Origin of the sequence: Oerskovia sp. NPDC060287 (assembly GCF_042726775.1) — a bacterium.
In the GTDB taxonomy this organism is placed as follows: Bacteria; Actinomycetota; Actinomycetes; order Actinomycetales; family Cellulomonadaceae; genus Oerskovia; species Oerskovia merdavium.
This window is the reverse complement of sequence record NZ_JBHXBO010000113.1, coordinates 1-13,118: the sequence shown is the minus strand read 5'-3', so window position 1 is coordinate 13,118 and position 13,118 is coordinate 1. Positions and strand designations below refer to the sequence as shown.

10 protein-coding genes are annotated in these 13,118 nt (G+C 73.0%); all 10 read right to left on the bottom strand.

The features are described from left to right. Positions 1-9: 9 nt before the first annotated feature. Entirely contained in the window at positions 10-249 is a 240-nt protein-coding gene (locus tag ACFWFR_RS11460) for an RNA-binding protein (protein WP_377623042.1), read from the bottom strand. Beyond that, positions 249-677 (bottom strand): 30S ribosomal protein S16, encoded by a 429-nt coding sequence (gene rpsP / locus ACFWFR_RS11455; protein WP_056648668.1) that lies wholly within the window; start codon positions 675-677, stop codon positions 249-251. Before rpsP ends, ACFWFR_RS11460 begins: the two co-directional genes overlap by 1 nt. 277 nt (positions 678-954) lie before the next feature. Beyond that, on the bottom strand, positions 955-2,073 hold the full coding sequence (locus ACFWFR_RS11450) for an amidohydrolase family protein (protein WP_377623041.1): 1,119 nt from the start codon (positions 2,071-2,073) through the stop codon (positions 955-957). A 134-nt stretch (positions 2,074-2,207) separates the two neighbouring features. Next, on the bottom strand, positions 2,208-3,830 hold the full coding sequence (gene ffh, locus ACFWFR_RS11445; protein WP_191805714.1) for a signal recognition particle protein: 1,623 nt from the start codon (positions 3,828-3,830) through the stop codon (positions 2,208-2,210). 10 nt (positions 3,831-3,840) lie between these two features. Then, entirely contained in the window at positions 3,841-5,673 is a 1,833-nt protein-coding gene (locus tag ACFWFR_RS11440; protein WP_377623040.1) for a [protein-PII] uridylyltransferase, read from the bottom strand. Between the two features lie 67 nt (positions 5,674-5,740). After that, entirely contained in the window at positions 5,741-6,079 is a 339-nt protein-coding gene (locus tag ACFWFR_RS11435; protein ID WP_056648660.1) for a P-II family nitrogen regulator, read from the bottom strand. Next, positions 6,076-7,383 carry an ammonium transporter gene (locus tag ACFWFR_RS11430; protein WP_191805716.1) on the bottom strand — a complete coding sequence of 436 codons (1,308 nt, stop codon included), beginning with the start codon at positions 7,381-7,383 and terminating at the stop codon, positions 6,076-6,078. Before ACFWFR_RS11430 ends, ACFWFR_RS11435 begins: the two co-directional genes overlap by 4 nt. 183 nt (positions 7,384-7,566) lie before the next feature. Continuing rightward, positions 7,567-8,748 carry a signal recognition particle-docking protein FtsY gene (ftsY, locus tag ACFWFR_RS11425; protein ID WP_377623039.1) on the bottom strand — a complete coding sequence of 394 codons (1,182 nt, stop codon included), beginning with the start codon at positions 8,746-8,748 and terminating at the stop codon, positions 7,567-7,569. Positions 8,749-8,819: 71 nt separating this feature from the next. Beyond that, positions 8,820-9,314, bottom strand: coding sequence for a hypothetical protein (locus ACFWFR_RS11420; RefSeq protein WP_377623038.1), 495 nt, complete (start codon positions 9,312-9,314; stop codon positions 8,820-8,822). A 122-nt stretch (positions 9,315-9,436) separates the two neighbouring features. After that, positions 9,437-13,027: a chromosome segregation protein SMC gene (gene smc / locus ACFWFR_RS11415; RefSeq protein ID WP_377623037.1), complete on the bottom strand. Its 3,591-nt coding sequence runs from the start codon at positions 13,025-13,027 to the stop codon at positions 9,437-9,439. Positions 13,028-13,118: the final 91 nt, after the last annotated feature.

Here is a 13,118-nt window from a genome sequence, read left to right as displayed (position 1 = left end):
CAGCAGGCGTCAGCGGCGATCGTCGTCAACGACGTCGACCCGCACCGGACCGTCGACCGACAGGGCTCCGATCACCGTGCGCAGCGCGCGGGCAGTACGCCCGCCTCGCCCGATGACGCGTCCGAGGTCCTCGGGGTGAACCCGGACCTCGAGCAGCTCGCCCCGGCGCAGCGGCTTCGCGTTGACCCGGACGGCGTCCGGGTTGTCCACGATCCCGCGCACCAGGTGCTCGAGCGCCTCGCCGAGCATCAGGCCTGCTCTTCGGCTGCCTCAGCCGCGTCAGCGGACTCGACCGGAGCAGCGGACTTCTTCTCGGCAGCCTTGGCCTTGGCCTTCTCGGCGTCCTGAGCGGCAGCCTCGATGGCAGCGGCCGGGTCGACCTTCTCGCCCTTGACGCGCAGGGTGCCCTCGGCACCCGGCAGGCCCTTGAACTTCTGCCAGTCACCCGTGATCTTGAGGAGCACGAGCACCTGCGGCGACGGCTGCGCGCCGACGCTCAGCCAGTACTGCGCGCGCTCGGAGGAGATGTCGATGAGCGACGGCTCCTCGGTCGGGTGGTACTTGCCGATCTCCTCGATGACGCGACCGTCGCGCTTGGTGCGCGAGTCGGCGACGACGACACGGTAGTACGGCGCACGGATCTTGCCGAGACGCTTCAAACGAATTCTGGTGGCCACTGTGGTGGTCTCTCCTGGTTCTGGGTGAGGTGACCCGTGCGTCCTCCCGGTGGGGACCAGGCGAGCACGAGGTCGGGACACGGCGTAGCGCGGAGAGAGGGGCCGGGCACGCCGAGTACCCGGCTATTGTGCCAGACCAGACAGCGTGCGACCAACCCGTCCTTCGAGGACCCGCGTCACACGAGACAGCTCCCTCGGACCGGTGCGAACGCCCCTCGGACCGTGGGCACCACCCTCACCCACCGTGCACCACGCACCGGGGCGAGGGCCGCACGCCTCAGACCGGAGACACCAGCTCCCCACGGAGCACCACGGCCTTCGGGTGCCGCAGCACCTCGATGTTCTCGCGCGGGTCCTCCGGGTAGACCACGAGGTCCGCGCTCGATCCCTCGACGAGCCCGCCGTAGCCCAGGAACTCGCGCCCCTGCCAGCTCGCGGCCGCGACGACGTCCGCCGTCGGGACGCCCGCGGCCACCATCTCCGCGCACTCGTCGGCGATCCGGCCGTGCCCGAGGGTGCCGCCCGCGTCGGTGCCGACCAACAGCTGGATGCCGGCCTCGTGGAGCTGGCGCACCTGCTCGTACCGACGCTCGTGCATGTCGCGCATGCGCGAGGCGAAGAGCGGGTACTTGCCCTCTGCCTGGCGGGCGATGTTCTCGAACTCGGCGACCTGCAGGAGCGTGGGCGTCACGGCGATGCCCCGCTCGGACAGCGTGTACATGTCGTCGGGGTGGATCCCGGTGCCGTGCTCGATGCAGTCCACACCAGCGGCCAGCAGCGAGGGGATGACCTCGCTCGAGAACGCGTGGACCGTGACGCGTGCGGCCTCGGCGTGCGCGACCGCGACGGCCTCGGTCAGCACGTCCTGCGGCCACAGGGGGCGCAGGTCGCCGTCGGCACCGAGGTCGCGGTCGATCCAGTCCCCGACGAGCTTGACCCAGCCGTCCCCGGCACGCGCCTCCTGGCGCACGACCTCGGGGAGCTGCGTGACGTCGTCGAGCTCGAGGCCGAAGTTGCGCAGGTAGCGCTTGGGGCGCGCGATGTGGCGCCCCGCCCGCACGATGCGCGGCAGGTCGCGACGCGACCGGACCCACCGGGTGTCGAGCGGTGACCCCGCGTCACGCAGGAGCAGCACGCCGCTGTCGCGGTCCGCGACGGCCTGCGCCTGTGCGGTCGAGTTGTCGACCGCACCGTCAGGACCGAGACCGATGTGGCAGTGCACGTCCACGAGCCCGGGCAGGACCCAGCCCTCGATCGCGACCATGTTGGTGCCCTGCGCGGACGGGCGGGTCAGCGTGACGTGGCCGTCCTTGACCCAGAGGTCGGAGACCTCGCGGTCGTCTCCCAGGAGGATGCGACCTCTGATGTGCAGCGAGGGGCCTTCCAGCGCGGACATCGGTCTCCAAGTTCTCGGACGGTCGGGGTGCGTCCGGTCGCGCGGCCGGACGGACCGGACCACGGTGTCGGACGAGGACGTCGGACGAAGGTCGGGTGAGAGCCACCCTGACCTGCAGGACATAACCTAGCGCGCTAGCGCCCCAGGAACTTCTCCAGGTCGGGCGGGAGCTGCAGGTCGGTCGCGTCGGTCGACTTCTGGGGGGCCTTAGCGCCTCCCAGGGCTCCGAACGCCGATCCGGGCGCCGCCGGGGGCGTGGCCGGGCCACCGAGAGCGCGCGCCTGGCGCGCGGCCTCCTCCGCCGCCCGCTTGGCCGGGTTGCCGGACTTCGCCTTGCGACCCTTGGCCGGGGGCGCGACGCGCCCACGGGCCTTCTTGCCACCCATGCCCGGCAGGTTGCCCATGCCCGGCATACCGGGCATGCCTCCGCCACGGCTCATCTGGCGCATCATCTTCTGCGCGCCCGCGAACCGGTCGAGGAGCTGGTTCACGTCGCTCGTGGTGACACCCGAACCGCGGGCGATGCGTGCTCGGCGCGACCCGTTGATGATCTTGGGGTTCTCGCGCTCCCCCGGTGTCATCGAGCGGATGATCGCCTCGATGCGGTCGACCTCGCGCTCGTCGAAGTTGTCGAGGGCCTCACGCATCTGCCCCATGCCCGGCAGCATGCCGAGCATCTTCTTCATGGAGCCCATGTTGCGCATCTGCTGCATCTGGACGAGGAAGTCCGCGAGCGTGAAGTCCTGGCCCGAGGCCACCTTCTCGGCCATCTTGGCGGCCTGCTCGGAGTCGAACGCCTTCTCGGCCTGCTCGATGAGGGTGAGCACGTCACCCATGTCGAGGATGCGCGAAGCCATGCGGTCCGGGTGGAAGGCCTCGAAGTCGGTGAGCTTCTCACCGGTCGAGGCGAAGAGGATCGGGCGACCCGTGACGCGGGCGACGGACAGCGCGGCACCGCCGCGCGCGTCGCCGTCGAGCTTCGACAGGACGACGCCCGTGAAGTCGACGCCCTCCTCGAAGGCCTTGGCGGTCGCGACCGCGTCCTGGCCGATCATGGCGTCGATGACGAACAGGATCTCGTCGGGGTCGACCGCGTCGCGGATGTCCGCGGCCTGGCGCATGAGCTCGGCGTCGACGCCGAGCCGGCCCGCGGTGTCGACGATCACCACGTCGTGCTGGCGCTGGCGCGCGGTCTCGACGCCGTCGCGAGCGACCTGGACAGGGTCGCCGACGCTCGTGCCCGACTCGCCCTCCGAGCCCTGGTTGCCCGGCAGCGGCGCGAAGACCGGCACGCCGGCACGCTCGCCCACGACCGACAGCTGGTTGACCGCGTTGGGACGCTGCAGGTCGGCTGCGACGAGGAGCGGCGTGTGCCCCTGCTCGCGCAGGTGCAGCGCGAGCTTGCCCGCGAGGGTCGTCTTGCCGGCGCCCTGGAGGCCCGCGAGCATGATGACGGTCGGCGGGTTCTTCGCCAGGCGCAGGCCGCGGCTCTCCCCGCCGAGGATCGCCACGAGCTCCTCGTTGACGATCTTGACGACCTGCTGGGCAGGGTTGAGCGCGCCGGAGACCTCGGCCGACAGGGCCCTGGACCGGATGGCACCGGTGAAGTCCTTGACGACGGGTACAGCGACGTCAGCGTCGAGGAGCGCGCGCCGGATCTCACGGATCGTGGCGTCGATGTCCGCCTCGGAGAGACGGCCCTTGCTCCGCAGGTTCTTGAAGGTCGACGTCAATCGATCTGACAGCGTGGCGAACACCGCGTCATCCTTACCGCTCGTGAATCAGGGAAGTGCCCAGCCTACCGGTCGGGGGCGCCGACTCGGGCAGCACGGCCCGGGTCGCGGCCGTGAGGTCGTCCACGAGGCGTGCGCGCCACGAGGTCCAGGCCGTGGGGCCGAGCGAGGACGAGTCGGCCTCGGTCAGCGCGCGCAGCACCTCGAGCAGGTCCCGTCGGTGCCCGACGGCGTCGGCGAGCTCGGCGACGGTCGCCGGGTCGTCCGGGTCCGCCGAGACGGCGAGACGCGAGAGCGTGAGGTGGTGCCGCACGAGGCGCGCGACGTCGTCGGGCACCCCGTCCTCGAAGCCCATCCGGTGCAGGATGCCCGGGACGAGCCGCGCCCCCTCCTCCGAGTGGTCGAGCGCGCCGCGCCGCTTGCCGATGTCGTGGAACAGCGCCGAGAGCAGCAGGAGGTCCGGACGTGCGACCTCCTTGCGGTCGCGCGCGGCCCGCGCGACCGTCTCGACGAGGTGGCGGTCGACCGTGTGCCGGTGGATCGCGGCGCGCTGCGGGCGGTTGCGCACCCCTTCCCACTCGGGGATCCACGTCGTGACGACGCCCGCGAGGTCGAGCGCCTCCCAGACCGCGACCTGCGCCTGCCCGCTCGCGAGCAGCGAGAGGAAGGCGGACCGCGCCGCGGCGGGCCACGGCTCGGGGAGCGGCGGGCAGTGCCCGAGGCTGCTGACCGAGACCGGAGAGAGCGTCAGGCCCGTCCGCGCGGCCGTCGCGGCGGCGCGCAACGACAGCAGCGGGTCCGTCTCGGGGTGCGCGTCGATGGCCAGGACCAGCTCGCCGTCGTGCTCGACGAGCCCGTCCCCGACCGACCGCAGCCGGGGCGCGGCCCGTCGGCCCCGCACGAGGACCGGTCGGCGCGTTGTGCTCGGCCGCTGGAGCGCCTGGCGGGCACGACGGACCGTCGTGTCCAGCGCGTAGGAGATCTCGCGCCCCGAGGCCGCGAGGCTCGCCAGGAGCTCGTCGGGGTCGTCGTACCCCGTGAGGGCGGCGACCTCGTCGAGGTCCGCGAGCAGGAGCCTGTTGGTGTGCCGCCCCGTGACCACCTGGATCGCGTCGCGCACGTCGAGCAGGTGCGCGTGGGCCCGGTCGACCGTGCCGTGCGGCCGGTCCGTCAGCCAGGTCGCGGCGAGCGCCGAGAGCACGACGGCGTCGCGGATCCCGCCGCGCGACTCCTTGAGGTCGGGCTCGATCAGGTACGCGATCTCCCCCGACCGCTCGGCCCGCTCCTTCGTCGAGGACAGGAGCTCGGGCAGCCGGCGGCGCGAGGCCGACCGCCAGTCCGTGAGGACGGCCGACGCGGCCCGGTGGACCACGAGCGCGTCACCCGCGACGGGCCGGACGTCGAGCCACCCGACCGCGGCCGGGACGTCCTTGGACGCGACCTGCCGGCACTGGGACAGCGACCGCACCGCGTGGTCCAGGTCCACGCCCTCGTCCCACAGCGGGTACCAGAGCCGCTCCGCGATCGCGCCGACCTGCTCGGGCGAGTGGCTGCGACCGTCGTGCACGAGCACCAGGTCCAGGTCGCTCGCTGGCCCCATGTCCGCTCGCCCGAGGCTCCCCACGGCTGCGAGCGCCACACCCTCGGTGCTCGTGCCGGCCGTCGCCTCCTGCCAGAGGGCCGTGAGCCGGTCCGTGACGAGAGCGCAGACCGCCGAACGACGGGCCACCCCCGAGCTGCCCGGACCGCTCAGCTCCCGGGCGACCGCGAGCATCTCGGCCCGGAGGCCCCGCACCCGAGGTGGGTACGAGGCCTCTGCCGGTTCGCCGGGCCCCTGGGGAGCCCCTTCGTGCGCTGCGCCGGTCATCTCGACCGTGCCCCCTGCTGCACCGCTGACGACACCATGCCGTTCTCTCCTGTCCGGTCCGGATCGCCTAGAGGGCGCCGGCGCCGTGCTCGCCCGTGCGGACCCGGGCGACGTCGTCGACCGTGACCGTCCACACCTTGCCGTCACCGATCCGCCCGGTCTGGGCCGCCTTGACGATCGCCTCGGTGACCGTCGAGGAGTCCTCGTCGTCCACGAGGACCTCGATGCGGACCTTCGGGACCAGGTCCACGGTGTACTCCGCACCGCGGTAGACCTCGGTGTGGCCCTTCTGCCGGCCGTAGCCGCTGGCCTCGCTGACCGTCATGCCCCGGACCCCTGCGGCCTCGAGCGCGGACTTCACGTCGTCGAGACGGTGCGGCTGGATGATTCCTGTGACGAGCTTCATGCCCTGACCTCCTGGATGACACGACCCTGTGCGATGGTCTCGTATGCGGTCTCACCGTGCTCCGCGAGGTCGATCCCGCCGACCTCGGCGTCCTCGCTGACCCTCCAGCCCATCGTCACCTTGATGACGAAGCCGATGACGAACGTGAGGACTCCGGAGAAGATCACGGCCGCGAGGGCGATGACGACCTGGATCACGAGCTGGTCGATCCCGCCACCGTAGAACAGGCCCGTGTCTGTGCCCAGCAGGCCGATGAGGACGGTCCCGACCAGGCCACCGACCAGGTGGACGCCGACGACGTCGAGCGAGTCGTCGTAGCCGAAGCGGTACTTCAGGCCGACCGCGAGGGCGCACAGGACACCGGCGACGGCGCCGAGCGCGATCGCTCCGATCGGGTTGACCGCCGCGGCGGCCGGGGTGATCGCGACGAGGCCCGCGACGATGCCGGACGCGGCACCCAGGCTCGTGGCGTGACCGTCACGCAGGCGCTCGGTGAGGAGCCAGGCGGCCATCGCGGCGCAGGTCGCGACCGTGGTGTTGACCCAGGCCAGGCCCGCGACCTCGTTGGCGGCACCGGCGGAGCCCGCGTTGAACCCGAACCAGCCGAACCACAGGAGGGCTGCGCCCAGCATCACGAACGGGAGGTTGTGGGGACGCATGGGCTCCTTGCCGAAGCCCTTGCGCTTGCCGATGATCAGGGCGAGCACCAGGCCCGCGACACCCGCGTTGATGTGGACGACCGTGCCACCGGCGAAGTCGATCGGGGCCACGTTGGCGATCCCGTCGGTCACGCCGTAGATCGCCGCCGCGATGCCGTTCTCGCCGGCACCGAGGATGCCGCCGCCCCACACCATGTGGGCGAGCGGGAAGTAGACGAGCGTCACCCAGACGCCCGCGAAGACGAGCCACGCGCCGAACCGCGCACGGTCCGCGATCGCGCCGCTGATCAGGGCGACCGTGATGATCGCGAAGGTGGCCTGGAACCCTGCTGCCACGAGAGCCGGGACGCCGCTGCCCGCCAGGAGGCTGTTCGCGTCGTCGGTCAGGGGCGCCAGACCGAAGAACTCGGTCGGGTTGCCGAAGATGCCGGCCACGTCGGACCCGAAGGTCATCGAGTAGCCCCAGAGCACCCAGATGATGCCGACCACGGCGATCGCGCCGAAGCTCATCATCATCATGTTCAGGACGCTCTTGCCGCGGACCATGCCGCCGTAGAAGAACGCCAGGGCCGGGGTCATCAGCAGCACCAGAGCGGCTGACGTCAGGAGCCAGGCCGTGTTTCCAGTGTCAAGTTCGAAGGGCATGCGCTGTCGCCTCTCACCTCGCCAGCCGGGCGGCCGGACAGGTCAAGAGTCGTCCAGCGGCGTTTCCCCGCGACGCGCGTGCGGTGACGGAGGTGTAACGCGCGGCCCCCGTGTGTAAACGTTGCGTTTCCCAGCCCGTCCGAGCCCGGTCCGGGGGCTTCCTCGCCCCCGGACCGGTCGCGTTCAGTCGCCCAGGAGGCCGTCGACGAACTCCTGGGGGTCGAACGGCGCCAGGTCGTCGGGGCCCTCGCCCAGACCGACGAGCTTGACCGGTACGCCCAGCTCGCGCTGGACCGCGACCACGATCCCGCCCTTGGCCGTGCCGTCGAGCTTGGTCAGCACGATGCCCGTGACGCCGGCGATCTCCCCGAAGACGCGCGCCTGGTTGAGCCCGTTCTGGCCCGTGGTCGCGTCGAGCACCAGGAGGACCTCCGACAACGGCGCCTCCTTGGTGATGACGCGGCGGATCTTGCCCAGCTCGTCCATGAGACCGGCCTTGTTCTGCAGCCGGCCCGCGGTGTCGACGAGCACGACGTCGACGCCCTCCTCACGGCCCTGACGGACCGCGTCGAACGCGACCGCGGCCGGGTCCGCTCCGTCCCGGTCCGAACGGACGGTGCGCACGCCCACGCGAGCGCCCCACGTCTCGAGCTGGTCCGCGGCGGCCGCGCGGAACGTGTCGGCCGCGCCGAGCACGACCGTGCGGTCCTCGGCGACCAGGACGCGCGCGAGCTTGCCCACGGTCGTCGTCTTGCCCGTCCCGTTGACGCCCACCACGAGCACGACGGCGGGCAGCCGGGTCCCGTCCTCGGCCGTCTGCGGGGCCGTGGCGAGCGAGCGGTCCATGGTCGGGTCGACGAGGGCGACGAGCTCCTCGCGCAGCAGCGCGCGCACGCTCGCGGGGTCGCGCACACCCAGGACACGCACGCGGGTGCGCAGCGAGTCGATGAGCTCGCCCGCGGGCCCGGCGCCGACGTCGGCCAGCAGCAGGGCCTCCTCGAGCTCGTCCCAGTCGTCCTCGGTCAGGTGGTCGCGCGAGAGCACAGCGAGGAGCTTGCTGCCGAGCGGCGAGCCCGAGCGGGCGAGGCGGCCGCGCAGGCGCGCGAGGCGGCCGCCCACGGCCTCGGGGACCTCGACCGCAGGCGGAGCCTCGAGGTCGGACGGCGCCTCGGCCGTCGCCACACCGCCGCCCTCGGCAGCCTCGGCGGGTTGCTCCCCGGGCGCGTCGCGCTCGAGCGTGGTCGTGCCCGTCGAAGCGGGTGGGAGCGGGTCGCGCGACCCGGACCGGCGACGGACACCGAGGAATCCGAGTCCGAGCACGACGAGGACGGCGAGGGAGATCCAGAGCCAGAGGAGATCGTTCACCGTCGAAGTCTCTCAAATCCGCGCGCGGCATGCGGGCGGCCGGGACATCCGCCTCGCGGGCGCGGCGCGATTCAGTCCTGCGGGAGGACCGGGGGCCGACCGGGCGGCGTCGCCGAGGGGACCGACGGGACGGCACCCGTCGCGGGGCGGCGCACGCCCGCGCTGTGCAGCGTGTGGGTCGCCCGCTCCCGGGCCCGGTGCAGCACGTCGGTGATCTCGTCCGCGTCGATGTACGCGGGGTCGTCGACCTCGGTCGCCGCGAAGAACTCGTCCATGCCCGTGTCCACGGGCTCGACCGCTGCCCGGTCGGCACGCTCCCCGCGGCGGGACCGACGCCACGAGGTGAGCCCCGACACGAAGTCGCGCCAGAATCCCTTGAGGCCGACGGGCGGACCCGTCCGGTCGTTGCGGTCGTCGATGCGCGTGACGACGCTCGCGAACAGGAAGACGACGACGGCCGCCACGAGCGCGATCCCCAAGAACACGAACATCCAGAACATCGTTCGATTATCACGGGAGAACGGCCCGGCGACCTTCGCTGCGACGGCGAGTCCGATGTTCGGCACAGCATCTTCACCGGACCGTGGCCGGGAGGTGACCCAGGCCACGGGCGCCGCGCCGTCCACCTGCCCGGGCCGCAGTCCCGCCCGGGCTTCCCTCGTCGCCGGGACCGACCGGCTGCTCGAGGCTACGCGGGGACCTCGTCACGCAGCCGCTGGCTGATGACGGTCGTCACGCCGTCGCCGCGCATGGTGACCCCGTAGAGCGCGTCGGCGATCTCCATGGTGCGCTTCTGGTGCGTGATGACGATGAGCTGCGAGTCCTCCTGGAGCTCGCGGAAGATCTCGAGCAGGCGCCCCAGGTTCACGTCGTCGAGCGCGGCCTCGACCTCGTCCATGACGTAGAACGGGCTGGGACGGGCCTTGAAGATCGCGACCAGGAGCGCCACGGCCGTGAGCGAGCGCTCCCCGCCGGACAGCAGGGAGAGCCGTTTGACCTTCTTGCCCGCAGGACGGGCCTCGACCTCGATACCCGTGGTGAGCATGTCGTCCGGGTTCGTCAGGACGAGCCGCCCCTCGCCGCCCGGGAACATCCGACCGAACACGTGGACGAACTGCTCGGCCGTGTCGTGGTAGGCCTCGGTGAAGACCTGCTCGACGCGCTCGTCGATCTCCCGGACGATCTCGAGGAGGTCGGTGCGCGACTTCTTGAGGTCGGCGAGCTGGGTCGTGAGGAACGTGTGCCGCTCCTCGAGCGCCGCGAACTCCTCGAGCGCGAGCGGGTTGACCCGGCCGAGCTGGCCCAGCGCCCGCTCGGCCGACCGCAGCCGCTTCTCCTGCGCCGCGCGCACGTACGGTTCGGTCACGGGCTCGCCGTCCTCGTCCTCGCGGACCGTGCCGTCCTCGGCGAGGACCGGCACCGGGCGGTCGGGGCCGAACTCGTCGAGCAGGACCTCGGGGTCCAGGCCGAGCTCGTCGACGCTGCGCCCGTGGAGCTGCTCGATCCGCAGCTGCTGCTGGGTCCGTGCCACCTCGTCGCGGTGCGCCACGTCGGTGAGCTCGCGGAGCTGGCCCGCGAGCGCGTCGACCTCGGCCCGCCGCGCCGTGACCGCCTGGTCGAGCTCTCCGCGGGCCGCCTCCGCCGCGTCGCGCTCCTCACGGGCCCGTTCGAGCGACCGGTCGAGCGCGGCGAGCGCGACCTGGGCACCGTCGCGGACCGCCTCGGCGCGCTCTGCCTGGCGCACGCGCGCCGCCTCCCGGGCTGCCGCCCGCTCACGGGCCGCACGCTCGGTCGCCGCCGCACGCGCCAAGGACTGGGCGCGCCCCGTCAGGGCCCGTGCACGCTCCTCGCTCGTGCGCAGCGCGAGCCGCGCCTCGGTCTCCGCGGCCCGTGCCGCGGTCGCGAGACCGTTCGCCCCGTCCCGTGCGGCCGTCGCGGCCGCGACCGACTCCTCGGTCTGCTCGGGGGCCGCCTCGGCCTCGTCGTGGCGTGCGACGAGACCCGCGAGCTCGGTCTGCTCGGCCACCAGCATGGCCTGCGCCTTCTCGAGCGACGCGCGCACCCGGGCGGACTCGGCCGCGGCCGCGCGCGCCGTCGCCCCCAGGTGCCCCAGCTGCTCCGCGACGGCGGCCAGGGCGGCGTCGGACTCGTTGAGCCGGTCCAGGGTCGCGTCGTAGCGCTGCTGCGCCTCCTCGGCCTCCTCGAGCGCTCCCACGAGCGCGAAGCGGGTCCGCTCACCGCGCGCGACGGCGTCGTCCCGCGCCGTCTGGGCCTCGTCGAGCGCGGACTGCAGGTGCAGGACGCTGGGAGCGGTCGCCGAGCCTCCCCACGCGCCGTGCGCGGCGAGCAGGTCGCCGCCCCTGGTCACCGCGGTGACCTGCGGCGACGACGAGACGAGCGCACGGGCCTGCGCCAGGTCCTCGACGACGACCACGCCGTCGAGCAGGAGCTCCACGGCCGACGCGACCGACCGCGCAGGTGTGACGACGTCCGCTGCCCACGCGGCGCCGTCGGGCAGGACGGCGGGCCGGGCCGCACGCGCGGCGCTCGCCCTGTCCTCGACCGGCGCTCCCCCGCCCACCACGAGGCTCGCTCTCCCCGCGTCCTCCTGGCGCAGGTGGCGCAGCGCGTCGACCGCCGCCTCGAGGCTCTCGACAGCGACCGCGTCCGCGGCGGGCCCCAGGGCTGCCGCGATCGCGTCCTCGTACCCTGCGTCGATGCTCAGCAGCGCAGCGAGCGACCCGATGGCCCCCACCTGGTCGGCCGCGAGCAGCGCGCCCGCGCCGTCCTTGCGGACCAGGCTCATCTCGAGCGCCTCGACGCGTGCGCTCCAGGTCGCGCGCTCACGGTCGGCGGTCTGCTCCTCCTCGCGCAGCCGCGCCACCACGGCGCTCGTGCGCTCGACCGCGTCGGCGGCCTCCTCGTGCTCGGCGTCCAGGCCCTCCTCGCCCTCCTCGACGCCCACGACCTGCGTCTCGAGCGTCGCGAACTCGACGTTCGCCTGGTTGCCGCGCCGCTCGGTCTCGGCGAGAGACTCGCGCAGGCGACCGATCTCGGCCTCGGTCGCCTCGACGCGCGACCGCCGTGCGGCGACCTGGCCGGCCAGGCGCGCGAGGCCCTCGCGGCGGTCGGCCGCTCCGCGCAGCAGCGTCGCGAGCGCCCGCTCGGCGGCCTGCGCCTGCTCCTCGACCGTCGTCCGTTCGGCCACGGCCGCCTCGAGCGCGGCGCGTGCGACCGCGACCTCCGACTCGAGCTCGAGCTCGGCCGCACGTGCCCGGGCGGCCTGCGCGTCCAGGTCGTTCGGGTCCTGCCCACGCTGCACGGTCTCCGGGCGTCCCAGCAGGCGCAGCCGCTCGGCCGCGAGGGTCCGCGTCCCGCCCAGCCGCTCCTTGAGCGATGACAGGCGGTACCAGACCTCGCTCGCGCGGGCCAGGGCCGGCGCGGCCTCGGCCGCCTGCGTCTCCAGGGCACCCAGCGCGTCCCGAGCGGTGGCGAGCGACCGCTCGACCTCGCCCTGGCGGGCCCGCAGCGCCGACTCGTCCGCGATCTCCTGCTCGAGCGTCGCGGTGAGCTGGGCCAGGTCGTCCGCGAGCAGCCGCGCCCGCGCGTCGCGCAGGTCGCGCTGGACCACCTGCGCCTTGCGCGCGATCTGCGCCTGGCGCCCCAGCGGGCCGAGCTGACGCCGGATCTCGGCCGTCAGGTCCCCGAGCCGCGTCAGGTTCGCCTGCATCGCGTCGAGCTTGCGCAGCGCCTTCTCCTTGCGCTTGCGGTGCTTGAGGACGCCCGCGGCCTCCTCGATGAACCCGCGACGCTCCTCCGGGGTCGCGCGCAGCACCGCGTCGAGCTGCCCCTGCCCCACGATCACGTGCATCTCGCGACCGATGCCCGAGTCCGACAGCAGCTCCTGGATGTCCAGGAGCCGGCACGACGACCCGTTGATCGCGTACTCCGAGCCGCCGTTGCGGAACAGCGTCCGCGAGATGGTCACCTCGGAGTACTCGATCGGCAGCGCGCCGTCGGTGTTGTCGATCGTCAGGGACACCTCAGCACGGCCCAGCGGCGGGCGGCCGGCGGTCCCCGCGAAGATGACGTCCTCCATCTTGCCGCCGCGCAGCGACTTGGCGCCCTGCTCGCCCATGACCCAGGACAGGGCGTCGACGACGTTCGACTTGCCCGAGCCGTTCGGGCCCACGACGCACGTGACCCCGGGCTCGAAGCGCAGGGTCGTCGCCGAGGCGAACGACTTGAACCCGCGAAGGGTCAGGGTCTTGAGGTGCACGGGTCAGAGCCTAGTGCGGTGTGGCGGGTGAAGCGGGGAGGTGGCGGCGCTGGGAGCAGGGCCCCTGCCCGTCCTCCTCGCCGACGAAGAC

Excerpts from the sequence above, each read along its gene's own strand:
- ACFWFR_RS11460 (WP_377623042.1), bottom strand. The coding sequence starts at position 249 with ATGCTCGGCGAGGCGCTCGAGCACCTGGTGCGCGGGATCGTGGACAAC.
- ACFWFR_RS11450 (WP_377623041.1), bottom strand. The coding sequence starts at position 2,073 with ATGTCCGCGCTGGAAGGCCCCTCGCTGCACATCAGAGGTCGCATCCTC.
- ACFWFR_RS11440 (WP_377623040.1), bottom strand. The coding sequence starts at position 5,673 with ATGACCGGCGCAGCGCACGAAGGGGCTCCCCAGGGGCCCGGCGAACCG.
- ACFWFR_RS11435 (WP_056648660.1), bottom strand. The coding sequence starts at position 6,079 with ATGAAGCTCGTCACAGGAATCATCCAGCCGCACCGTCTCGACGACGTG.
- ACFWFR_RS11430 (WP_191805716.1), bottom strand. The coding sequence starts at position 7,383 with ATGCCCTTCGAACTTGACACTGGAAACACGGCCTGGCTCCTGACGTCA.